Source organism: Massilia consociata, assembly GCF_042432755.1.
Classification (GTDB): Bacteria; Pseudomonadota; Gammaproteobacteria; order Burkholderiales; family Burkholderiaceae_D; genus Telluria; species Telluria consociata.
In genome coordinates this window covers 59,369-81,298 of the sequence record NZ_JBHLWP010000018.1, presented here as the reverse complement: position 1 = coordinate 81,298, position 21,930 = coordinate 59,369, and the positions used below count along the sequence as shown (strand labels likewise).

14 protein-coding genes, 4 tRNA genes and 1 pseudogene are annotated in these 21,930 nt (G+C 66.4%); 14 read left to right on the top strand and 5 right to left on the bottom strand.

Going from position 1 to position 21,930, the window contains the following annotated elements; all coding sequences use genetic code 11:
- Positions 1-754: pseudogene (locus ACFFJK_RS19500) on the top strand (transposase); the annotation flags it as partial.
- 576 nt (positions 755-1,330) lie between these two features.
- Here the strand turns inward: ACFFJK_RS19500 and arsC are convergent.
- The gene (gene arsC / locus ACFFJK_RS19495) at positions 1,331-1,678 is read right to left on the bottom strand and encodes an arsenate reductase (glutaredoxin) (protein WP_379681334.1); all 348 of its coding nucleotides are present in this window, start codon (positions 1,676-1,678) and stop codon (positions 1,331-1,333) included.
- 251 nt (positions 1,679-1,929) lie between these two features.
- Between arsC and ACFFJK_RS19490 the strand changes: the two genes are divergently transcribed.
- Positions 1,930-2,562, top strand: a complete 633-nt coding sequence (locus ACFFJK_RS19490) for a 1-acyl-sn-glycerol-3-phosphate acyltransferase (protein ID WP_379681333.1) — start codon at positions 1,930-1,932, stop codon at positions 2,560-2,562.
- A gap of 23 nt (positions 2,563-2,585) precedes the next feature.
- On the opposite strand, the gene ACFFJK_RS19485 is transcribed toward ACFFJK_RS19490, so the two are convergent.
- Both ACFFJK_RS19485 and ACFFJK_RS19480 read right to left on the bottom strand, forming a co-directional pair.
- A complete protein-coding gene (locus ACFFJK_RS19485; RefSeq protein WP_379681331.1) occupies positions 2,586-4,211 on the bottom strand; it encodes a SulP family inorganic anion transporter in 1,626 nt (541 codons plus the stop codon).
- A gap of 46 nt (positions 4,212-4,257) precedes the next feature.
- Positions 4,258-5,751, bottom strand: a complete 1,494-nt coding sequence (locus ACFFJK_RS19480) for a GGDEF domain-containing protein (RefSeq protein WP_379681330.1) — start codon at positions 5,749-5,751, stop codon at positions 4,258-4,260.
- A 168-nt stretch (positions 5,752-5,919) separates the two neighbouring features.
- Here ACFFJK_RS19480 and ACFFJK_RS19475 point away from each other — a divergent pair, with 168 nt between their 5' ends.
- From ACFFJK_RS19475 to ACFFJK_RS19455, 5 genes are all read left to right on the top strand, one after another.
- On the top strand, positions 5,920-6,885 hold the full coding sequence (locus tag ACFFJK_RS19475) for an SDR family oxidoreductase (RefSeq protein ID WP_379681329.1): 966 nt from the start codon (positions 5,920-5,922) through the stop codon (positions 6,883-6,885).
- Between the two features lie 21 nt (positions 6,886-6,906).
- Positions 6,907-7,983, top strand: coding sequence for a non-homologous end joining protein Ku (gene ku / locus ACFFJK_RS19470; RefSeq protein ID WP_379681328.1), 1,077 nt, complete (start codon positions 6,907-6,909; stop codon positions 7,981-7,983).
- Between the two features lie 3 nt (positions 7,984-7,986).
- Positions 7,987-8,223: a hypothetical protein gene (locus ACFFJK_RS19465; protein WP_379681327.1), complete on the top strand. Its 237-nt coding sequence runs from the start codon at positions 7,987-7,989 to the stop codon at positions 8,221-8,223.
- 16 nt (positions 8,224-8,239) lie between these two features.
- Positions 8,240-9,721 (top strand): App1 family protein phosphatidate phosphatase, encoded by a 1,482-nt coding sequence (locus ACFFJK_RS19460; RefSeq protein WP_379681326.1) that lies wholly within the window; start codon positions 8,240-8,242, stop codon positions 9,719-9,721.
- Between the two features lie 97 nt (positions 9,722-9,818).
- A complete protein-coding gene (locus ACFFJK_RS19455) occupies positions 9,819-11,282 on the top strand; it encodes a catalase (RefSeq protein ID WP_379681324.1) in 1,464 nt (487 codons plus the stop codon).
- 184 nt (positions 11,283-11,466) lie between these two features.
- On the opposite strand, the gene ligD is transcribed toward ACFFJK_RS19455, so the two are convergent.
- On the bottom strand, positions 11,467-14,199 hold the full coding sequence (gene ligD / locus ACFFJK_RS19450) for a DNA ligase D (RefSeq protein WP_379681323.1): 2,733 nt from the start codon (positions 14,197-14,199) through the stop codon (positions 11,467-11,469).
- A 220-nt stretch (positions 14,200-14,419) separates the two neighbouring features.
- Between ligD and ACFFJK_RS19445 the strand changes: the two genes are divergently transcribed.
- Together ACFFJK_RS19445 and ACFFJK_RS19440 are read left to right on the top strand one after the other, a co-directional pair.
- Positions 14,420-14,719 carry a hypothetical protein gene (locus ACFFJK_RS19445; RefSeq protein WP_379681322.1) on the top strand — a complete coding sequence of 100 codons (300 nt, stop codon included), beginning with the start codon at positions 14,420-14,422 and terminating at the stop codon, positions 14,717-14,719.
- 95 nt (positions 14,720-14,814) lie between these two features.
- Positions 14,815-15,762 carry a D-2-hydroxyacid dehydrogenase gene (locus ACFFJK_RS19440; RefSeq protein ID WP_379681320.1) on the top strand — a complete coding sequence of 316 codons (948 nt, stop codon included), beginning with the start codon at positions 14,815-14,817 and terminating at the stop codon, positions 15,760-15,762.
- Positions 15,763-15,786: 24 nt separating this feature from the next.
- On the opposite strand, the gene ACFFJK_RS19435 is transcribed toward ACFFJK_RS19440, so the two are convergent.
- Positions 15,787-19,704 carry a two-component regulator propeller domain-containing protein gene (locus tag ACFFJK_RS19435; RefSeq protein WP_379681319.1) on the bottom strand — a complete coding sequence of 1,306 codons (3,918 nt, stop codon included), beginning with the start codon at positions 19,702-19,704 and terminating at the stop codon, positions 15,787-15,789.
- Positions 19,705-19,813: 109 nt separating this feature from the next.
- Here ACFFJK_RS19435 and ACFFJK_RS19430 point away from each other — a divergent pair.
- The 5 genes from ACFFJK_RS19430 to ACFFJK_RS19410 all read left to right on the top strand — a co-directional run bounded on the left by ACFFJK_RS19430 (position 19,814) and on the right by ACFFJK_RS19410 (position 21,912).
- Positions 19,814-19,890, top strand: a tRNA-Arg gene (locus tag ACFFJK_RS19430).
- 134 nt (positions 19,891-20,024) lie between these two features.
- Positions 20,025-20,101, top strand: a tRNA-Arg gene (locus tag ACFFJK_RS19425).
- A 155-nt stretch (positions 20,102-20,256) separates the two neighbouring features.
- Positions 20,257-20,333 (top strand) — tRNA-Arg (locus tag ACFFJK_RS19420).
- A 468-nt stretch (positions 20,334-20,801) separates the two neighbouring features.
- Positions 20,802-20,878: transfer RNA gene (locus tag ACFFJK_RS19415), tRNA-Arg, on the top strand.
- Between the two features lie 488 nt (positions 20,879-21,366).
- Positions 21,367-21,912, top strand: a complete 546-nt coding sequence (locus ACFFJK_RS19410; RefSeq protein ID WP_379681317.1) for an FxDxF family PEP-CTERM protein — start codon at positions 21,367-21,369, stop codon at positions 21,910-21,912.
- Positions 21,913-21,930: the final 18 nt, after the last annotated feature.

The following is a 21,930-nucleotide window of genomic DNA, read 5'->3' as shown; positions in this document are numbered from 1 at the left end:
GCAGATCTCGCTCACCGATCCAGACGCGCGCTCGATGATGACGCGGGGTTCAGGCATCGTGGGCTATAACGTGCACACCGCGGTCGACGCCAAACACCATTTGATCGTCGAGCACGAGGTTACCAACAATGGCAGCGATCGCGATCAATTGTCCGGCATGGCCAAGAAGGCGCGCACAGCGATCGGTACGACGACGTTGACAGCGATTGCCGACCGAGGCTACTTCAAGGGCGAGGAAATTCTCGCCTGTCATGAGGCGGGCATACGTGCTTTGGTGCCGCCTACGAAGACTTCCGGGGCCAAGGCCGATGGCCGGTTCGACAAGGCCGACTTCATCTACGATCCCGAAAAGAACGAGTATCGCTGCCCGGCCGGCGAAGCCTTGATCTGGCGATTTGCCAGCGTCGAGAAAGGCATGACGAATCACCGCTACTGGAGCTCGAACTGCAAGGGTTGCGCGCTCAAGGACAGGTGCACGCCGAGCGCGCAGCGGCGTGTGACGCGCTGGGAACATCAAAACGTGCTCGACGACATGCAGGCGCGCCTTGAACAGACGCCCGACGCCATGCGCATACGGCGTTCGACTGTCGAGCACCCCTATGCCACGATCAAGGCATGGATGGGATCCACGCACTTTCTAACAAGAGGCCTGGAGCGTGTGAAGAGCGAAATGAGCCTGCATGTGCTGGCCTACAACTTCAGTCGTTTGCTCACGCTGCTTGGCATGCAGGGAATGCTGGCGGCGATCAGGGCATACGCCCGTTTTTTGCCGCAAACCGGGCTGTTTGGAGCGTTCTTGCTGCTGGTCGTGCCGAGGACTGGAAACCGGCTTGGCCAAGACTACGGTACTTCCATAGGCTTCTGGATAGGCCGTGAGCCGTACAATTCGGCTTACGGATCCAGCTGATCAGTTTTTACACAGGCTGGGCCGATTGCCGCCGTCACGTGTACAACATCCCTCGGCTCGCAGATGACTCATTCGAACCCGATGGCGAGCGCTTCACGTTCATTTGGCTCCAACGCTCCCAGGAGCACACCTGTTCAAATCGGCATCGATCCAGCGTTCCATGCCTGACTGCGGTCGCCAGCATGTTTCTTATATGGGCAGCATCCGTTTGCCAGTACTCGCTCAATTCCGGATCCACCATCGTGGCTCGGCTCGCACGCAGGCAAGGACGCCGCCGGCATGACGGCGTTGGCGATGACACTGGCGTGGGCCGCAAACGCCCGATACCCATGGCGAGGTAGCGACCTGACGCCTAACGGGAAGGAAGCTGCCAACCGACACCGCCGATGTGCATGCACGAGGAGTTCTCCTGTGCAGCCAGGCCTAGAGAATCTCGCGTACCAGCTCGAACGGCCGGCACAGGCGTACCCCCTTCGGGGTCGCGACGAAAGGACGGTTGATCAGGACCGGATGCGCCGCCATGGCGTCCAGCAACGCGTCGTCGCCGATGCCGGGCGCATCCAGGCCGAGTTCCGCGAACAAGGCCTCCTTGCTGCGCACCGCCTCGCGCACCGACAAGCCGGAGTCCGCGATCATCTGCTGCAGTCGGGCTCGCGAGGGTGGCGTTTCCAGGTACTCGACAATATGGGGCTCGTGGCCGGCCTCGCGGATCGCCGCGAGGGTGTTGCGCGAGGTCCCGCAGCGCGGGTTGTGGTAAATCGTGATATCCATCTGATAAGAACAGGGCCAAGGGTTGTCGCGATGTTGTCGCGATGTTGTCAATGCGTCAGCGGCATGATAACCACAGCACATGCCCGGCACCAGCATTTTTGCTTGTTCGGCCCCTTGCCTCGCTATAGAATTCGTCGCTTATTTTTCTTCCCAGATACAAAAGCTGCCGAAAAATAAGATCTACGGCGTCGGGCACTTCCCCAGCAATCAAGGGAAGCTTGTCGGGCGCCCAGTACAGCGACGGAGATACGATGAGCGACTACCTGCTGCGCCCCGCAGCACTTCCCACCTGGGGCCAGCGCACCGCGCTGCGCCTGCTGAACCTGGCCGGCTGGCAGCTGCGCTTCAAGCCGCTCCCGGGGCCGCATGGCATCGCCGTCGTCTATCCGCACACCTCGAACTGGGACTTCCCGATCGGGCTGCTTGGCAAGTGGGCAGTCGGCCTCAAGTTCCGCTTTCTGGCCAAGGATTCGCTGTTCCGCGGGCCGATGGGCGCCGTGATGCGCTACTGGGGCGGCATCGCTGTCGACCGCCGCGCGTCGATGGGCGCCACGCGCCAGCTGGCCCAGAACATGCTGGCCGAGAAATGGTGCTGGATCGGGATCACGCCGGAAGGCACCCGCGGCTACCGCCCGCACTGGAAAAGCGGCTTCTACCACCTGGCGATGACGGCCAAGGTGCCGCTGTTGCTGGTCTACATCGACTACGGCGCCAAGGTGCTCAGCGTCGTCGATACGCTCGTCCTGAGCGGCGACACCGACAAGGACATGGCCGCGATCGCCGCGGTCTACGAGGGCCGCCAGGCCCGCTACCCGCAGCACGCGGCGCCGATCAAGCTGGCGCCCCCGCGCAACCCGGCCGAGCCGCAGCGCCGCCGCGCCTGAGCGCGGCACGGGCCCGGCCACGATCAGGCCAGTTCGTCCCAGGCCATCGCCGCACTCAGGAACAGCCGCCCGTTGAGCGCCTGCAGCAGTTCGCTGTGCCGGAGGCGGTCCATCACCGGCCCTTTCACCTCGGCCAGGTGCAGCAGCACCCCGCGCTGGCGCAGCGAGGCGTTCAGTTCGCCGAGCCCGAACAGCGCCGAGGTGTCGATGGCGTTCACCGCCGACAACACCAGCACCAGGTGGCGCGTGTCCGGATGGGCCGCCAGTTCGTCCTCGATCCTTTCGTTCACCGCCTCGACGTTGCCGAAGAACAGGCCGGCGTCGACGCGCAGCATCAGGAGGCCCGGCGCGGTTTCGGTCGCATAGCGCTCCACGTTGCGGAAATGCTCGCTGCCGGGGATGCGGCCCAGCACCGCGATATGCGGGCGGCTGGCGCGCCAGATCAGGGCGCCCATCGACAGCGCCACGCCCACCACCACTCCCGCTTCCACGCCGAGCGCCAGCACGCCGGCCGCGGTTGCCAGCAGCGCTGCCGCATCGGCACGGTCGTAGCGCCAGGCGGTGCGCAGGGTGGACAGGTCGAGCATGCCCAGCACCGCGACGATGATGGTCGCGGCCAGCACCGGCAGCGGCAGCAGCGCCAGCCAGCCGGTGGGCGCCACCAGCGCCACGGCCAGCAGCGCCGCCGTGATGATGCTCGCAAGTTGGCTGTTCGCACCGGCGGAGAAATTCACCGCCGAGCGCGAGATGCTGCCGGTAACCGGGAAGCCGCCCGACAGCGCGCTGCCGAGGTTGGCCGCGCCCAGGCCCACCAGCTCGCGGTTGCTGCCCAGCTTCTCGCCGCGCTTGAGCGCCAGCGTCTGCGCGCCCGACATGCTGATCAGGAAAATCATGAAACCGATGAGCAGCGCCGGCTGCAGCAGCGCCTGCCAGTGGCCGCTGGAAGTCGCGAGGTTCAGGCCCGGCAGCCCGGCCGGAACGGTGCCGGTGATGGCGACGCCGCGCGCGTCCAGGCCAAGCGCCGGGACCAGCGCCAGTGCCCCCAGCACGACCAGCATCGGAGCGAGCTTGCTGCCGATGTCGGCCGCAACCGGCGGCATGCCGAGCCGGCGCAGGCTGCCGGCCATGAACTGCCGTGCCCATAGCAGCAAGGCGAGCGCGCCCAGGCCGAGCGCCGCGCTCGGGCCGTGCAGATCGGGCAGACCGCCGAGCAGCGGCGGCACCTGTCCCCAGGCGATCAGGATGGCCGACCCGATGGTGAAGCCGCTCATGACCGGGCGCGAGAAGAAATTCGCGAGGAAACCGATGCGCAGCAGCCCGCACACCAGCAGCACCGCGCCGGACAGCAGCGCGAGCTGGGCGGCCAGCACCCCGTACAGCGCGCTGCCGGGGCTGGCGAGCGGGGCCAGCGCCGATGCCGTCATCAAGGAAATGATCGCCATCGGTCCCACCGACTGCGTGCTGCTGGTGCCGAACACCGCATACAGCAGCGGCGGCACGATGCTGGCGTAGATCCCGGCCACCGGCGGCAGCCCGGCCACCAGCGCGTAGGCCATGCCTTGCGGGATCATCATCATCGCCACGACGATGCCGGCGCTGATGTCGCCTGGCAGCATGGCGCGCCGGTAGTGCTGCAACCAGGGAAACATGAGGGTGTTGCCTAAGAGAAAAATGCTAGCCTATCACAAAGCGCTCTCACTGCATGGCCAGCTCGACACAATTGCGGCCGGCACGTTTGGCGCGCGCCATGGCGGCAATGGTGCGCACCGCGAGCGAATCGGCGCTCTCGGCCTCGCCGAGCTGGGCCACGCCGAGGCTGACCGTCACGTGGTCGCAGCCCGGGATGTCGGCCTGCTCGATGGCCGCGCGCAGTTTCTCGGCCATCCTGAGGGCGTCGATGGCGCTCGTGTGCGGTGCGATGACCTGGAACTCCTCTCCTCCCGATCGCACCAGCACGTCGCTCGAGCGCAGCAGCGCCCGGGCGGTATCGGCGACGCTGCGCAGCACCACGTCGCCGACCGGGTGGCCGAAGGCATCGTTGATGTTGCGGAAGCGGTCGATGTCGAAGGAAACCAGGGCCAGCGGCAGGCGGTAGCGGCGCGCCCGCCTGACTTCCTGCTCCAGCAAGGCTTCGCCGTGGCGGCGGTTGGCGACACCCGTCAGTGCATCGGTGGCGGCCAGTTGCGTGACGCGGCCCAGCAGCGTTTCGTTCTCGCGCGACAGCTCCGCCATGCGCAGGCCGAATGCGGCCAGCCGCGCCAGGTCGTCGAAGGCCGCGAACTGCGCGCGCGAGAATGGGCGCGCATGGCCGAACAGCAGGCACAGGGAGCCGCGCGGCGCGCCGGGGCCAAGGGCCGGAACCGGCAAGCCCAGCACCATTTCCACGCCGTGCGCGCCCAGTGCCTGCGCCAGTTCCGGCTCGCCCGCCTTGCCGGGCGCATCGAGCAGCACCATCTCGCCGCTGGCCGCCGCCAGCAGGCCCGGAAAGGCATGGCGCAGCGGCGACTGCAGCAGGCGGTCGCCGCGCCGCAGCAGGCCGGCCAGGTCCAGTCCCTGCCCTTCCGGCAGCGAACCGGCCTGCGCTTCCAGGCGCAGGTCGGCGCCGTCGTGCAGCCGGAACATCGCCCCATGCAGCACGCCGGGCCAGCGCAGCAGCGCGGCGCACAGGTGCTCGGCGAAGCACATGCCGTCGTCCGCCTCGGCCAGCGCTCCCTGCGCGCTGCTGCATACCGCCAGCAGGGCGGCAAGGTCGGCCAGCTCGGCCGGCGCGGCTTCCTGCGGCGCCGCGGCCGGCGCCGGGCCGCCGGCCAGACGGGCGGCAAGCGCGTGGCGGATCTCCTGCGGCGACAGGGGGCCGATCAGGTAATCGACCGGGCCGTAGGCCATCAAGGCGGGAAGCCAGCGCGCGGCCGTGAACGGGCACAAGGCCAGCACGGGCCGGCCCGCGCGCTGCGCCACCAGCTCGCCCAGCGCCGGCAGGTCGATGCCGGGCTCGAAGCGTTCGAGGTCGAGCACCAGCAGGTCGGCGGGCGGCTCGCCCGGCGGGCATGTGGCGGCGTGTGCGCCGTCGGCCACGCGCAGGCTGCCGAACAGGTCGGCGCAGGCCTGCCGGAACGCGGTCCGGCGCTGCCCGACCGGGTTCACGAACAGACCGGTATGCAGCGCGCGCACGCCTTCCTGCTGGGCCATCCATTTTCTCCCTGATAAGTAATATGCGACAAAACGATGCCAAGTTTGCCATAAAGCCGCCGGCCCGGATAGCGCGGAATTGTCTGTGAATGTGTGGGAGCGCACCGTCGCAATGCAGGCCAGCGGTGAATACTCTCCCGGTCGATTGACCGAACATGGGAGAGTGCGATGACTCAGCAGGACGATGTGGCGAACAAGCAGAAGGCAATCCAGAGCCGCCAGGACCAGAAGGACGGCAGCATGCAGAAGGCGGAAAGCAACGAGGCCGCGCAGACCGGCATCAATGAGCCGGTGCCGCCGATGCCGCAGCAGCACCTCGCCAAGCCGGGCATCGAGGCCCAGATGGAACTCAAGCCGAAGTTCATGGCCGAGCACTACAAGGGCAGCGGCAAGCTCGAAGGCATGAGCGCCATCGTTACCGGCGCCGACTCCGGCATCGGGCGCGCGGTCGCCGTGCTGTTCGCACGCGAAGGCGCCGACGTGGCCGTGATGTACCTGAACGAGGACGAGGATGCCGAGGAAACCAAGCGCTGCGTCGAAGCCGAGGGCCGCCGCTGCGTGACCATCCCGGGCGACGTCAAGGACGCCGCGTTCTGCCAGGACGCGGTCGAGAAGGTGGTCGCCGAATTCGGGCGCCTGGACATCCTGGTCAACAACGCCGCATTCCAGGAACATGCCCACTCGCTGCTGGACATCACCGAAGAGCGCCTCGACGAGACCTTCCGCACCAACATCTACGGCTACTTCCACATGGCGCGCGCCGCCCTGCCCTACCTCAAGCGCGGCTCCTCGATCATCAATACCGGCTCGGTGACCGGCCTGAAGGGCTCCAAGCGCCTGCTCGACTACTCGGCCACCAAGGGTGCGATCCACGCCTTCACGATGTCGCTGGCGGCGAGCGTGCTCGACCAGGGCATCCGCGTCAACTGCGTGGCGCCGGGCCCGGTCTGGACGCCGCTGAACCCGGCCGACCAGTCGCCCGAGGAGATCAAGGAATTCGGCGCCAGCACCACCTTCGGGCGACCGGCCCAGCCCGAGGAACTGTCGCCGGCCTACGTGTTCCTGGCCTCGCCCGTCTGCTCGGGCTACATCACCGGGGTCATCCTGCCGATCACGGGCAAGGTCGGGGAATAAGCTCAACTACAGGAGAAGCGTATGCCGCGCAGCATGTGGAAGGGTGCGATCAGCTTCGGGCTGGTGCACATCCCCGTCGATATGTATACGGCGGTCGACAACAAGGGGCTCGACCTGACCATGCTCGACCGGCGCGATTTCTCGCCGGTCGGCTTCAAGCGCTACAACAAGGGCAACGGCAAGGAAGTCTCCTGGGACGACATCGTCAAGGGCTACGAATACAGCAGCGGCGAATACGTCGTACTGTCCGACGAGGACCTGCGGCGCGCCAATCCCGAAGCCACCCAGACCATCGACATCCTCGCCTTCGTCGATGCCGAGGATGTCTCGCTGCTGTACTTCGAGCAGCCCTATTACCTGGCGCCCGGCAAGGGCGGCGACAAGGTCTACGCGCTGCTGCGCGAAACATTGCGCAAGGCCGGCAAGATCGGCATCGCGCGCGTCGTCATCCGCGTCAAGCAGCACCTGGCGGCGCTGGTCTGCGTGGGCGACGTCATCGTGATGAACACGCTGCGCTACGCCGACGAGATCCGCGATGCGGGCGACCTCAAGATTCCCACCGCCGACGACAAGAAGGCCGCGATCACCGACAAGGAACTCAAGATGGCGATGGCCCTGGTCCAGGGCATGGCCGAGGACTGGGACCCCGAGCAGTACCACGACACCTACCGCGAAGACGTCATGGCCCTGATCGAGAAGAAGGTCAAGGCGCACCAGACCAAGACCATCACGATGCCCGAGGCGAGCGAGACGAAACGCGAGACCGGCAAGGTCATCGACCTGGTCTCGCTGCTGCAGGCGAGCCTGGGCAAGAAGCCGTCGAAGGCAACGGCCGACGACGATGACGATGACGATGACGACGAGCCCCCGCCGCCGAAGAAGCGCAAGCCGGCGGCCGAGGAGGACGACGAGGAAGAAACGCCTCCTCCCCGCGCCCGCAAGACGGCTGCGCGCGGTACCGACCGCGTCGCCGCCAGCGGCGCCGCGCCCAAGCGTGCCGGCACCAGGGCCGCAGCCAAGCCGGCAGCAAAGAAAGCGGCCGCGAAGTCCACCGGCGCACCATCGACGGCCCCCGCGCGCCGCAGGAAGGCGGCATAAGGGATGGATGAATTCATCGACTTCCTCCAGTGGCCGGCGATGCTGGTCACCCTGTACGCCGCCTACCTGATCGGCTCCAAGCGCGCCGACCGGCGGGTGTTCGGCTTTTCCATGTTCATCCTCAGTAACATCATGTGGATCATCTGGGGCATCCACGACGAGGCCTGGGCCCTGATCACGCTGCAGGTGGCGCTGATGGCGATGAACATCCGGGGCATCTTCAAGAACGAGTCCGGTTGATGGAAAGGGGGAGCAGATGACGATGCCGAACAGCGCCATGCCTTTCCTCGTACTGACCCGTGCCGGCTACGAGGACCTCGCCCGCCGGGTCGATCTCGGCAAGGCCAGCCTCTACGTCAACCCGGGACTGCTCTCCGAGCACGACATCGCCCGGCTGCGCGAAACCGGGACCGCCGTGCACGTCATGGCCACTGCGGTCGACCCGGGCAAGCCCCAGGAAGTCCAGCAAGCCCTGCTGCTGACGAAAAGCGACGCCGGCAGCGTCTGGGTCGAGCGCGCCGCGCCGCGTGCGGCTGCCGGCCTGGTGACGGGCACCGGTACGGGCAAGACAAAGGTGCAACGCGCCGACGCGCCGGTCACCCCTAGCACCTCGCTGCGCCGGCGCCTGGCGCGCAGCGCCGGGGCGCTCGCCTCCGACACCCTGCGCCGGCTGCGCATCTCCGACCACGGCCGCAGGCTGATGGCCATTCCCTACCAGGGCTTCGGCAACGGCACGCGCATCTGGCTCAAGGGCCGCCTGCTGGACGAGCATGCCTTCCGCGAACAGAGCCAGGCCGATAGCGGTTGGCAAAACCTGGTCGCCCTTTACCGGCTCCTCGAGTCCGACCAGGTAGCCCACGCCCGCGTGCTGGCCCGCTTTGGCGGGGCAAGCCACGAAACGTTCACGGACCGCGGCGGCTATTTCTCGTTCGACTTCACCGTCGACACGGTGCTGGCGAGCGGCTGGCACCGGGTCGAGCTCGAATTCCCGGACAGCCTCCTGCCGGACCGCCAGCCGGTGCGCGCAAGCGCCGACATCCTCGTGCCGGCCGCCACGGCGCGCTTCGGCATCATCAGCGACATCGACGACACGGTGCTGTGGACCAACGTCACCAACAAGCTGAACATGGCGCTGATGCTGGCGCGCACCAACCACCACACCCGCAAGCCCTTCAAGGGCGTGGCCGCCTTCTACCGCGCGCTGCGCGACGGCGCCGGGGGCGATGAAGACAATCCGCTGTTCTACGTCTCGAGCAGTCCGTGGCACCTGTACGGCCCGCTGGTCGAATTCATGAAACTGCAGGACATCCCGCTCGGCCCCCTGCTGCTGCGCGAACTGAGCGTGCGGAAGGTCCTCAAGATCAACCAGCACGGCAGCCACAAGCTGGAACAGATCGAGCGCATCCTGGACTTCTATCCGGGGATGCAGTTCGTCCTGATCGGCGACAGCGGCGAGCAGGACCCGGAAATCTACACCGAAGTCGTGCGCCGCCACCCGCATGCGGTACGCATGATCTACATCCGCAACGTCAATCCCGATCCGTCGCGCATCGATGCGCTCGACGCGCTCATCGACGAGGTCAGCGCCACCGGCACCCAGTTGGTGCTTTCGCCGGACAGCGTCTTTGCCGCTTCGCACGCCGCGGCCGAGGGCCTGATCGCCGTCGACCGCCTGCCATCGGTGCGCTCCGACAAGCGCGAAGACGAGTCGGCAGAACCGATTCACAGTGGATTATGAAAAACTATTGAGTCAATAAAATCAATTATCTTTGTTAATTACGAGCTCAGCCATAGAATCACCTCATTGCAAGCTACACACAACGAGGAGATCCTTGATGAGCCAACCCCTCCTGACCACCGCTTCCGGCATCCCGGTCGACGACAACCAGAATTCGCTCAGCGCCGGCCCGCGCGGCCCGCTGCTGCTGCAGGACTTCCACCTGATCGAGAAGCTGCAGCACTTCAACCGCGAGCGCATTCCCGAGCGCGTCGTCCACGCCAAGGGTTCTGGCGCCTACGGCAGCTTCACCGTGACCGGCGACCTGCGCCCATTCACCAAGGCGAAACTGTTCTCGGAAATCGGCAAGACCACCCCGGTGTTCCTGCGCTTCTCGACCGTCGGCGGCGAAAAGGGCAGCGCCGACACCGAACGCGACCCGCGCGGCTTCGCCCTGCGCTTCTATACCGAGGAAGGCAACTGGGACCTGGTGGGCAACAACACCCCGGTGTTCTTCATCAAGGACCCGATCAAGTTCCCGGACTTCATCCACACCCAGAAGCGCGACCCGCAGACCAACCTGAAGTCGGCCAACATGATGTTCGACTTCTGGAGCAACGCGCCGGAAAGCCTGCACCAGGTGACGATCCTGTTTTCAAGCCGCGGCACCCCCGACGGCTACCGCCACATGGACGGTTTCGGCAGCCACACCTACAGCCTGGTCAACGCGGCCGGCGAACGATTCTATGTGAAGTGGCATTTCAAGACCCGCCAGGGGATCAGGAACCTGAGCGCGACCGACGCCGTGCGCCTGGCAGGCAGCGATCCCGACCACGCCCAGCGCGACCTGTTCGACGCGATCGCACGCAAGGACTTCCCGCAGTGGGACGTCAAGGTGCAGGTGGCGAGCAGCCAGCAACTGGCCGACTGGGAGCAGCGCACCGGCTGGAACCCGTTCGACCTGACCAAGGTCTGGCCGCACGGCGACTTCCCGATGCTGCCGGTGGGCGTCCTGGAACTGAACCGCAACCCGGACAATTACCATGCGGAGGTCGAGCAGGCCGCCTTTTCGCCGGCCAACGTGGTGCCGGGCATGGGCTACTCGCCGGACAAGATGCTGCAGGGCCGCCTGTTCGCCTACCACGACGCCCAGCTGTACCGGGTCGGCACCAACCACCAGCACCTGCCGGTGAATGCGCCGCGCTGCCCCTTCCACAACCAGCAGCGCGACGGTGCGATGGCGATCGCCAACGGCGGCGCGGCGCGCAATTACGCGACCGTGGATTCGGTGGGCCGCGGCGCGCTGGGCATGGGACATGGCGAAACGGAGCTGCCGATCACGGGCGATGCGGGCCGCTACGATTTCCGCGGCCACGAGGATGATTACACCCAGGCCGGCAACCTGTTCCGCCTGATGACGCAGCAGGAGAAGCAGAACCTGTGCGACAACCTGGCGGGGCCGCTCAGCGGAGTGGACGAGGACATCCTGCAGCGCCAGCTGCGGCAGTTCGACAAGGCGGATCCGGATTACGGGCGTGGGGTGCGCGCTTCGCTGAAGGCATTGGGGCGTAACGTCGACTGAGCGTCGGGCTTGCGACTGCGGTACGAAATTGGGTCCCCGCCTGCGCGGGGACGACGTGCCAGCTTGCGTGGCCGGAGTCAGCTCATACTATCTACAGCTGCACAACCGTCGTAACCGTCACTGGCTATTACGACGTCCCGCGCAGGCGGAAAACCCGGGTTGGCGTGCGCTGCCGGCAACGCAACTACTCATCAAACCCCAATATCTTCATCGCCCTGGTCAAGCCCTTGGCCGCCTTCGCATAGCCTGCCCATGGATCGTTCCCCCGGTCCAGCCGCGTGTGCACGTTCGTCACCGTCCACTGGGTGCTCGACTTGAGCGTCACGAGTTCCTCCCAGTCCAGCGGCACTGAAATCCCCATGCCCGGCCGCGCCCGCGCCGACCAGGCCGACACGGTGGTGGCGCCGCGCCCGTTGCGCAGGTAGTCGGCGAAGATCTTGCCGACGCGGTTCTTCGGTCCGCTCTTGAAGGCGAAGCGGTCGGGCAGCGTGCCCGCCAGGTGGCGCACGATCGCCTGCGAGAACGCCTTCACGGTATCCCACCCGTACTCGCCCTTGATCGGCACCACCACGTGCAGGCCCTTGCCGCCGCTCGTTTTCAGGAAAGCCGGGAGTCCGAGTTCCTCGAGGAAGGCGCGCACGATCTGGGCCGCTTCCCGTATCGCCGTCCACTCCACGCCTTCGCCCGGATCGAGGTCGAACACCATCCGGTCGGGCAGCTCGTAGCTCCTGGCCACCGCGTTCTGGGTGTGCAGCTCGATCGCGTTCCACTGCGCCACCGACAGGATGCCTTCGACGCTCGCGATCTCCAGCATCGGGGGGTTGTCCGGATCGAGCGCCCGGTCCATCTGCTTCACGCCCGGCAGTTTCTTCACGTCGGCGTGCTTCTGGAACACCAGTTCGGCGCCGATGCCGGCGGGCGCGCGCACCAGTGTGAGCGGGCGCCGTTTCAGGTGCTCCATCATCAGCTCGCCCACCAGCGCGTAGTAGCGGATCACATCCAGCTTGGTGGTGCCGGTGGACGGGTCGACCACCCGGTCCGGGTTCGTCACCCTGAGCTTTTCCGGCAGCTTGCCGTGCAGGCCCGGCGGTGGCGGCGAGACCACGTCCTCGCCGGCGCCGGCCCGCGGCTCCGGAGCCTCGCTGTCCTCGATATGACGCGGTTCCTCGCGCGTGATGCCGCGCGCCGGCTTGTCGTTGCGCAGCCCCTGGAAGACCGGATGCCGCACCGCACCGGCGCTGGTCCACTCCGAGAAGCTCACCTCTGCCACCAGCACCGGCTTGACCCAGTGGTGCTGGCGTCCCGGCACCGCGCGCGGCGGGAACGGGCTCTCGTCGGTAGCGAGCGCCTCCAGCCGCTCGCGGATGTCCTTGAGCGAAGCGTGGTTGAAGCCCGAGCCGACGTTGCCGGCATAGCGCAGCACGCCCTCGCGGTCATAGGTGCCGAGCAGCAGCGAGCCGACTCCCTTGCGCGAGCCCTTCGGGTCGGTGTAGCCGCCGATGACGAATTCCTGGCGCAGGCCACACTTGAGCTTGATCCATTCGGGCGAACGGCGCGACACGTAGCGTGAGTCGCGGCGCTTGCCGATCACGCCTTCCAGGCCGATGCGGCAGGCCGCCACTACCAGCTCCTCCGGATTGTTGCCGAATTCGGCCGAGAACCGGACCTTGTCGGACGTCGACTTCGATCGCTTGAGGACCCGCTCGAGTACCGCGCGGCGCTCGACCAGCGGGACGTCGCGCAGGTCGTAGCCGCCGCAATACGGCACGTCGAACAGGAAATACTGGATGTCGGCGGTGCGGATGCCGTCGAAGGCCAGCTGCAGGAGCCCGAAGTTCGGCTTGCCGTTCTCGTCGTGCACGACGATCTCGCCGTCGTACCAGCCGTCCGGCAAGCCCATGGCTTCAAGCTCGTCCTGGAGCGGGCGCAGCTTGTCGGTCCAGTCGTTGGCATTGCGCGTGATGAGGCGGACTGCGCCGTTCTCGATGCGCGCCAGCATGCGGTAGCCATCGAACTTCACCTCGAACACCCACTCGGCCGGATTGTGCGGCGGAGCGTCCACCAGCGTGGCCAACTCGGGTGTGAACTCCTCGGGCAAGGCGGCGACCTTCGCGCCTTCCGGCATGCCGGGCGTCGCCGGCCTGCCACGCCCTGCCGTCTTTGCCGCCGGTGCGGCGGCTTTCCTGGCAAGCTTTGCAGCCGGCTTGCGTGCCGCCGATGCCTTTGCAGCGCTTTTCGTGGCCGGCTTCGTGGTCTCCTTCACCGCTGCAGCACGCTTGCGCGCGGGCCTGCGCGGTTCCTCGGACTGGGCCTGGGCGGCCGCTTCGGCCTTCAGGGCCGCCACCTTGCCACGCCCCGGCGTCGGCATCGGCAGGTCCTTGACGCTGTCGGGCAGTTCGTCCACCACCGAGAACTCCTCGGCGGGCCGGGCATACTCGTCGTTTTCCTTGATCAGGAGCCAGGACTCCTGGCGCTCGTCGCTGCGCCCCCGCATCCGCACCAGCACCCAGCGCCCGTGCATCTTGTGGCCGTGGATCTCGAACTTGAGGTTACCCTTGCGGTAGCCTTCGTGGGGGTCGCCGATCGGGGTCCAGGTGCCCTTGTCCCAGATGATGACCTTGCCGGCGCCATACTGCTTGGGCGGGATCGTGCCCTCGAAGTCGGAATACGCGATCGGATGGTCCTCGACATGCACGGCCATGCGCTTGTCGTGGGTATCGTAGCTCGGCCCCTTGGGGACCGCCCAACTCTTCATCGTCCCGTCGAGTTCCAAGCGGAAATCGTAGTGCAGGCGCGTCGCCCAGTGCTTCTGGATGACGAAGGTCAGCGCGTCCGTACTGGCAACCCCGCCCTCGGCAGGCTCGGACGTGATGTTGAAATTGCGCTTGGCCTTGTACAGTTTGAGCGCGTCTGGCATGGCGTACCTCCCCGGCTATCGGTTGAGGAAAGTGTAGAGCCGGCTGCCTGGCCCGACTGTACGCCAGCTAACCCTGCCGTTCGCCGTCCGGCAAATGTAAGGAGATGTAAAAACCGTCAACCCGGCGTTTTGCATTGCCGTTGTTCTTTCAGTAACACGCGGAAGGTCCGCTTCCATCCCGACGAGCATCCACTGACTCAACTGAAGAAGGAAATCCGACATGCGTAAAATCGTTGCTACCCTGATTGCCGGCCTGTTCGCCACGTCCGTGTTTGCCCAGACACCCGCCACCACCACGGAGCCGAAGGCGGAAGCCAAGGCAGCCAAGCAGACGGCCAAGGCTGATGCCAAGGTAGAGAAGGCCACTGCCGAAGCGAAGAAAGATATTGCCGAAGCGAAAGCGGATGCGGCAAAAGACACGGCAGAGGCAAAAAAAGACGCCGCCGAGGCGAAAGCCGAAGCAAAGGCCGACAAGGCCGAAGCCAAGACCGATCATCACACCGCAAGCACGCACAAATAATACGCCGCCCAGGCCCCCATATCCAAAAGACAGGGTTCGCCCTGTCTTTTGTCGTTCCGGCGTCTACAATGCCGTTTTCGACCCTGGAGCGCGCCATGCACCGAATCGTCTTCCTCGACCGCGACAGCCTGCAGGCCCGGCTGCGCGCACTCCCCTTCGAACACGACTGGACGAACTACGCGGGCACACACGAGGACGAGGTGGTCGAGCGCCTCGCCGGGGCCACGGTGGCCATCACCAACAAGGTGCCGCTGCGCGCCGCCGCACTGGCCAGGCTCCCGGACCTGAAGATGGTGGCGATCGCCGCCACCGGCACCGACAATGTCGACCTCGACGCCTGCCGCGCACGGGGCATCGCGGTCGCGAACATCCGCGACTATTCGGTGGTATCGGTGCCGGAACACTGCTTCGCGCTGATCCTCGCGCTGCGCCGCAACCTGCGCGCCTACATGGCCGACGTGGAAGCGGGCCGCTGGGAGCAGTCTTCGCGCTTCTGCCTGCTCGACCACCCGATCGGCGACCTCGCCGGCGGCCGCCTCGGCATCGTCGGCTACGGCACCCTGGGACGCAAGGTGGCGCAACTGGGGCGCGCCTTCGGCATGGAGATCGCCGCCACCTCGCGCTCGCCCATCGGCGACGACGGCGTGGTCCAGCTGCCGCTCGACCAACTGCTGGCGACCTCCGACGTGGTCAGCCTGCACCTGCCGCTGACCCCGCAGACGCGCCACCTGATCGGCGCGCGCGAACTGGCCCTGATGCAGCCGGGCGCGCTCCTGGTCAACACCGCGCGCGGCGGCCTGGTGGACGAGGCGGCCCTGGCCCGGGTGCTGGAGGCCGGCGCGATCGGCGGCGCCGGCTTCGACGTCCTGAGCAAGGAGCCGCCCGAGCCAAACAACCCGCTGCTGCGCCTGCGCCTGCCGAACTTCATCCTGACGCCGCACGTGGCCTGGGCCAGCACCGGCGCGATGCAGACGCTGGCGGACATGCTGGTCGATAACATCGAAGCCTGGGCCGCCGGCAAGCCGCGCAACCTCGTCGCCTGAGCCTCTTGCGCGCGGGGCGCCGGCTCAGGCCTGCGCGGGCTGCGTTGCCGCCTGCGCATCGGGCGCGCGCAGCGGCAGGTCGAGGACGAAGGCAGTGCCCTGCCCCGGCGCGCTTTCGACCCGCACCGTGCCGCCGAGCAGCGAGGTCACGATGTTCCAGGTGATGTTCAGGCCCAGGCCGGTGCCGCCCTGTCCCATGCGCGTCGTGAAGAAGGGATCGAAGATGCGCGCCAGGTGCTCCGGCGGGACGCCGCGGCCGTCGTCGCGAAATACGATGCGCACGGTGTCGCCCTCGCACGCCGCACCCAGCACCATCGTGCCTCCCGGCCCCTCGAAGGCGTGCAGCATCGCGTTGTTGACGAAATTGATGACGACCTGGCCCAGCGGCCCGGGGAAGCCGTCCATCACGATCCCCGCCGGCACCTGCAGCTCCAGCCGGTGCCCGGCCAGGCGCACCGTGTTCATGAGGGTGGCGACGATCTCGTGGCAGGCCTGCGCCAGTTCGAAACGGCGGCGCTGGGCGCTGGCCTGGTCCACCGAGACCTGGCGGAAGCTGCTCACCAGTTCGGCGGCGTTGTGCAGGCTGCGCACGATGAGACCGGCCGCTTCGCTCGAAGCCGCCATGTAGTCGGCCAGGTCGGAGCGGCGCAGGGTCGCACCGTCGAAACGCGCGGCGACTTCGGCGGTCTTTTCCTGCAGGGTGCTGGCCATCAGGAGGCTGTTGCCGATCGGCGTGTTCAGTTCATGGGCGACGCCCGCCACCAGCGAGCCGAGCGATGCGAGCCTTTCCTGCGCGGCCAGCTGAGCCTGGGTTTCCTTCAGCTGGTGGTAGGCCTGCGCATTGTCGATCGCGACGCCGACGTAGGCGCACAAGGTCTCCAGCATGTCGAGCTGCACCTGGCCATAGGCGCGGGCAGTGCGGCTTTGCACGGTCACGGCGCCCAGCACGCGCTCGCCCACCATCACGGGCACCATCAGCAGCGAGCGCGACGCGAAGCCTGCGCGCCAGGCGCAAGGAAGCGCCTGTTCGGCGGCATGTGCAGCATCCGCGCCATCCGCCGCGGGCAGCGCCGGCAGGTAATGTCCGAGCTCCCCCGGCAGGTCGCCGGCGAGCACCTCGCGCGACTGCGCGATCGCCCAGGCCGCAAGATGGACTCCGGGGTCCTCGGGCAGCTCGAAGGGCTCGCGCCGGGCGCCGTCGGCCACCACATGCACGTATTCCAGCATGCCGCGCTCCGGATGGCGCAGCACCACCGCGAACAGCGAGGCATCCATCAGTGCATGGACATGCGCGTACAGGGTGCGCAGGATGGCGTCGGTGTCCAGGTTCGCCGTCAGGGTGCGGCCGATGTCGGACAGCAGCGCGATGTCGCGGTGGGCCCGCTCCACCACCTCCTTCTGCGCTTCGACCTCCTGCTTGCGGCGTTCGGCCGACTCCTTCTGGCGCCGCAGCTCGACGGTGCGCGCGCCGACTTCGCTCTCCAGCGCCGTTTTCTGCGCGACCAGCGCCCGGATTCGCAAGCGGTAGCCGACAGTGAACAGTGCCATGGTCGCCAGTGCGGCCAGGGCGCGAAACCACGAGGTCTTCCAGAATGGCGGCGTGATCGTGATCGCCAGCGTCGCCGGCTGCTCGCTCCAGACCCCGTCCTTGTTGCTGGCGCGGACCCGGAACACATAGCTTCCCGGGTCGAGGTTGGTATAAGTCGCAAAACGGCGGCGCGCATCGGTGTGCACCCAGTCCTGGTCGAAGCCTTCAAGTTGATAGGCATAGCGATTGCCGTCCGGGTCCGCGTAATGCAAGGCCGCGAATTCAAGCGCGAACATCGAATCGCGGTGCGACAGCGTGAGAGCCTTCTGCTCGTGGAAGTCGGGCGTGGCGCGCGAGCGGTTCATCACCAGGAAGTCGGTGAAGGCGACTACCGGCGCATGCGGGTTGTCGCGCACGACGTGCGGCAGGAAGGAAGTCAATCCCCTGATGCCACCGAAATACAGCTGTCCGTCGCGTGCCCGCAGCGCAGAACCGACCAGGTAGGAGCCGTCCACCAGCCCATCCCTCGAAGTGTAGTTCTTGGCCTGTCCGCTGGCCGGGTCGACCCGAGTGAGGCCGTCGGTCGTGCTGGCCCATACATGGCCGTGGTCGTCCTCGAGCACGCCGCCGATCGGCAGGGCCGCGCCCCCGAACGGATAGAAGCGGAAGCGCGTCCCGCCCCCCGTATCCTCCATGCGGTGCAGGCCGCCGGCCGTGCCCACCCACAGCTCGCCGCGCGCCGACTCCATCAGGTAGTAGATGCGGTTGTGGCGCAGGCTGTGCGGGTCGGCGGGGTCGTGGCGATAGCGCGTGAAGCGGCCGCTGCGCGGATCGAAGCGCTCCAGTCCGGTTTCGGTGCCGATCCAGACGATGCCGCGCCGGTCTTCCAGCACCGCGAAACCGAAGTTCTCGCCCAGGCTCGACGGATCGTCGGGATCGTGGTGCCAGCTCTGGACGTCTTGCGCGCCGGGGACCAGCGCCGACAGGCCGCCGCGCGTGGCGATCCACAGCCTGCCGCTGCGCCCGGCATGCAAGGACTGCACGTAGTTCGCCCCGGCATCGGCGGGGAGCGCCGTGCGCCCGTAGCGTCCATCTTCGTCACGCCACAGCAGGCCGGTCGGGGTGCCGATCCAGAGGCGCCCATGCGCGGCCGCCAGTGCGCTGACGATCTCGCCCGGCACGTCGCCGCGGCCCACCGGCTCGATGCGGCCGCCCGGCCGCTCCATGCGCAGCAGCCCGTTTCCGGTGGTGCCGATCCACACCCTTCCCTGCGGGTCTTCGGCGATGGCACGCACCTTCGCGCGGCCGAGCCCTTCAACGCCGCCGTGGCGCACGAAGCCGCCGCTGGCCAGGTTGGTGCGGTTGACGCCCCCGTACACCGTGCCGGCCCACAGGGTGCCGGTCCGGTCCACCAGCACCGCGCTGATCTGGTTGTCCGAGAGGGTGTGCTGTTCGGCCGGGGCGTTACGGTAGCTGAGAAAGCGGCTGTCGGCCGGATCGAGCCGCTTCAGCCCATCCAGTTCGGTGCCCACCCACAGGGTGCCACCGCCGTCGTGGTAGAGCGACATCACCCGCACGTCGCCCAGGCCGTGCGTATTGTCCATGCGACGGCGCGTCGGCCCGACCGGCCCCGCTGCCGCGCCGACGCGCCACGCCTCCAGCCCGACCGCGGTGCCCACCCAGAGCGTGTCGCCCGGTCCCATCGACAGGGCCAGCACGGTATTGCGCTGGATGTCGCTGTCGTCGATGTCGAAGTGCTCGAACTGGCCGGACTCCGGCGCCAGCCGGTCCAGGCCGGCTGCGGTGCCGATCCACAACATGCCCCGGCCGTCGAGTGCGAGGGCGCTGACACGGTTGTCGCGCAGGGACGATGGCTTGCCGGGTTCATGGCGATAGAGGCGGAAGCGCCCCGAGTCGGGGTCGAGGTGCTGCAAGCCGTCTCCGGTGGCCAGCCACAGGCCGCCGTCGCGTGCCGCCAGGATGGCCTGCACGCCGCGGTTGCGGCCACCGCGCGCGCCCTGGTCCGGCGGCGCATAGCGGATGAATTTGCCGGTCGCGTGGTCGAAGCGCGCGAGGCCGCCCTTGGTGCCCAGCCAAAGCCGTCCCTGCGCGTCTTCGTGCGCGGACGTGACGTAATTGTCGGGGAGGCTGTCCGGGTCCTTGGGATCGTTGCGGTAAACCGTCAGGCGGTAGCCGTCGAAGCGGTTCAGGCCCGCCTGCGTGCCGAACCACATGAAACCGTGCCGGTCCTGCAGGATGCTCATCACCGACTGCTGCGACAGGCCCTGCTCGACCGACAGGCGCTCGAAACGCAGGCTGCCCGGGGCGGCGAAGGCGGCGGCGACGCCCATCCATGACAACAAGGCGATCAGGGCAAGGCGCAGACCCGGCCGGGCGGGCAGAAAGGCAAGCATAAGTGTCCAGGTTCGATCCAACCCGGCTAATCTACCAGAGCTTGTTTTGCCGATGGGAAAAATTGAGGCTTCCAGAAACAAAAAGCCGCTGCTATAATACGTGCCTCGGGCGGCTGTAGCTCAGCTGGATAGAGTACTTGGCTACGAACCAAGGGGTCGTGGGTTCGATTCCTGCCAGCCGCGCCAGAATATGAGGGACCAGATTGAACGATCTGGTCCCTTTTTTCGTTGCGCCTTGCGCTGCAGCGCCGCCGCGCCGGAGACAGGACGGCCGTGAGACTTTGCCAAGACGCGAACCCCTGCTATAATGCGTGCCTCGGGCGGCTGTAGCTCAGCTGGATAGAGTACTTGGCTACGAACCAAGGGGTCGTGGGTTCGATTCCTGCCAGCCGCGCCAGAATATGAGGGGCCAGATTGCACAATCTGGCCCCTTTTTTCGTTGCGCCTCACATTTCACCGGCGCGGCGCCGGGGCGGCAGGCCGCGCCGGGCACGCAAAGGGAGCAATGAGACTTTGCCAAGACGCGAACCCCTGCTATAATGCGTGCATCGGGCGGCTGTAGCTCAGCTGGATAGAGTACTTGGCTACGAACCAAGGGGTCGTGGGTTCGATTCCTGCCAGCCGCGCCAGAATATGAGGGACCAGATTGAACAATCTGGTCCCTTTTTCGTTGGATTTCCGCTTCCTCATCTCCATCCTCTCCCCGGCCCGGCATCTGTCGCCGCCGCCAGCCTGCATCCCGCCTTCGATTCGCCCGCCGGCCAGCTCAGGGCGTCCATTCGGACCTTCAGGGCAGGACCCACCGTCGTAGACGGTATGCCCGCAGGGCGCGACGGGGTAACGCAGCCATGGCGCTTGCCAGTTGCCCTTAAGGAGCCCCTAAGACTGCCCGGACCGTACTTAAGCAGGTCCTAAGGCAGCTTTGAGAACATTCATTCCGCAGCATCGCAATTCGGTCTTTCCACCCCGCGGGCACCTTCGCCTCACCTGGCGCCCGACCTCGCAACGGGGCTGGCCGGACCGCGTTCGGATGGGCTTGGGTCAACGAATCGGGGGGTTTGCCAATTCATCCAGTGCTGCTATAATGCGTGCCTCGGGCGGCTGTAGCTCAGCTGGATAGAGTACTTGGCTACGAACCAAGGGGTCGTGGGTTCGATTCCTGCCAGCCGCGCCAACTTTTCTTAAATGGCTCAGAAGCGATTCTGGGCCATTTTTCTTTTCCGCATCACCTCCCCTACTTTTCTCGCGCGTTTATCCGCTCTGGCAGTACGTCGCGCACAAACATGTGCGGCGGCCAGGTTGGCGCAGCTCAGCAATTTCGCTTATCTCCCACGATTTATTATTCTTTGTTCAATAAAAGGCTGGCAAGTCACAAACTCTCAGCGCCGGACACGCCCTCCTCTTCGCGTAGGACGAAACTGACACTTTTTAGGCAACTGAGGCAGCGATTGCTGCTCATCAACCCCTAAAGGACGAGTTCTCCTATGAAGAGACACCTTAAAGCATGTCCAGTCGGAAATTTGTTTACTTTTGGAATGTGTGGCCTGCGTTGTACGCGAATCATGAATCCACGTGCTTTTCCATGCTGTTTTGATATTCTGGAGTTCCCCGATTCTTGAAACCCAAGCTGCAGGACGCGGCTGATTCTATGCGAGGAAAGAAATGAAAAAATCTCTGATTGCTGCAATTGTGTTGGCTTCCGCTTCGTTCGGTTCGTCGGCTGTCATGGCCCAGGACGTGGTTGGTAACACCCCACAGGCCCTGAACCTGATCGACAACAGCGCCTTCTTCGGCGACACCTTCAACGCTGACAACCAAGGTGCCACCTTTGCCGATCGCTTCACCTTCACCATTGACGGCGACATCGGCATGAACCTGAATGCCATCATCTCGTCGATCAGCGGCAGCGCCGACACCGGCCTGGACATCACCGGCCTGGCCCTGTATGGCGAAAACGACACCCTGATCGCTTCGGGCACCTCGCAGATGAGCGGCGCGATGGACGTGTGGTCGATCTCGGCCAACAACCTGGCCGCTGGTGACTACTACCTGCGCGTCAGCGGCAATCTCGTGTCCGACGCCGGCGCCTCGTTCGGCGGCGCAGTGATGCTGGCTCCGGTTCCGGAACCGGAAACCTACGGCATGATGCTGGCCGGCCTGGGTGTCCTGGGCTTCCTGGCACGCCGCCGCAAGGCCAAGCAGGCATAATCAGCCTGGCTTGAGTAT

Excerpts from the sequence above, each read along its gene's own strand:
- ACFFJK_RS19480 (WP_379681330.1), bottom strand. The coding sequence starts at position 5,751 with ATGGCCCAGCAGGAAGGCGTGCGCGCGCTGCATACCGGTCTGTTCGTG.
- arsC (WP_379681334.1), bottom strand. The coding sequence starts at position 1,678 with ATGGATATCACGATTTACCACAACCCGCGCTGCGGGACCTCGCGCAAC.
- ACFFJK_RS19440 (WP_379681320.1), top strand. The coding sequence starts at position 14,815 with ATGCACCGAATCGTCTTCCTCGACCGCGACAGCCTGCAGGCCCGGCTG.
- ACFFJK_RS19490 (WP_379681333.1), top strand. The coding sequence starts at position 1,930 with ATGAGCGACTACCTGCTGCGCCCCGCAGCACTTCCCACCTGGGGCCAG.
- ACFFJK_RS19485 (WP_379681331.1), bottom strand. The coding sequence starts at position 4,211 with ATGTTTCCCTGGTTGCAGCACTACCGGCGCGCCATGCTGCCAGGCGAC.
- ACFFJK_RS19455 (WP_379681324.1), top strand. The coding sequence starts at position 9,819 with ATGAGCCAACCCCTCCTGACCACCGCTTCCGGCATCCCGGTCGACGAC.
- ACFFJK_RS19475 (WP_379681329.1), top strand. The coding sequence starts at position 5,920 with ATGACTCAGCAGGACGATGTGGCGAACAAGCAGAAGGCAATCCAGAGC.
- ACFFJK_RS19460 (WP_379681326.1), top strand. The coding sequence starts at position 8,240 with ATGACGATGCCGAACAGCGCCATGCCTTTCCTCGTACTGACCCGTGCC.
- ACFFJK_RS19435 (WP_379681319.1), bottom strand. The coding sequence starts at position 19,704 with ATGCTTGCCTTTCTGCCCGCCCGGCCGGGTCTGCGCCTTGCCCTGATC.
- ACFFJK_RS19445 (WP_379681322.1), top strand. The coding sequence starts at position 14,420 with ATGCGTAAAATCGTTGCTACCCTGATTGCCGGCCTGTTCGCCACGTCC.
- ku (WP_379681328.1), top strand. The coding sequence starts at position 6,907 with ATGCCGCGCAGCATGTGGAAGGGTGCGATCAGCTTCGGGCTGGTGCAC.
- ligD (WP_379681323.1), bottom strand. The coding sequence starts at position 14,199 with ATGCCAGACGCGCTCAAACTGTACAAGGCCAAGCGCAATTTCAACATC.
- ACFFJK_RS19465 (WP_379681327.1), top strand. The coding sequence starts at position 7,987 with ATGGATGAATTCATCGACTTCCTCCAGTGGCCGGCGATGCTGGTCACC.
- ACFFJK_RS19410 (WP_379681317.1), top strand. The coding sequence starts at position 21,367 with ATGAAAAAATCTCTGATTGCTGCAATTGTGTTGGCTTCCGCTTCGTTC.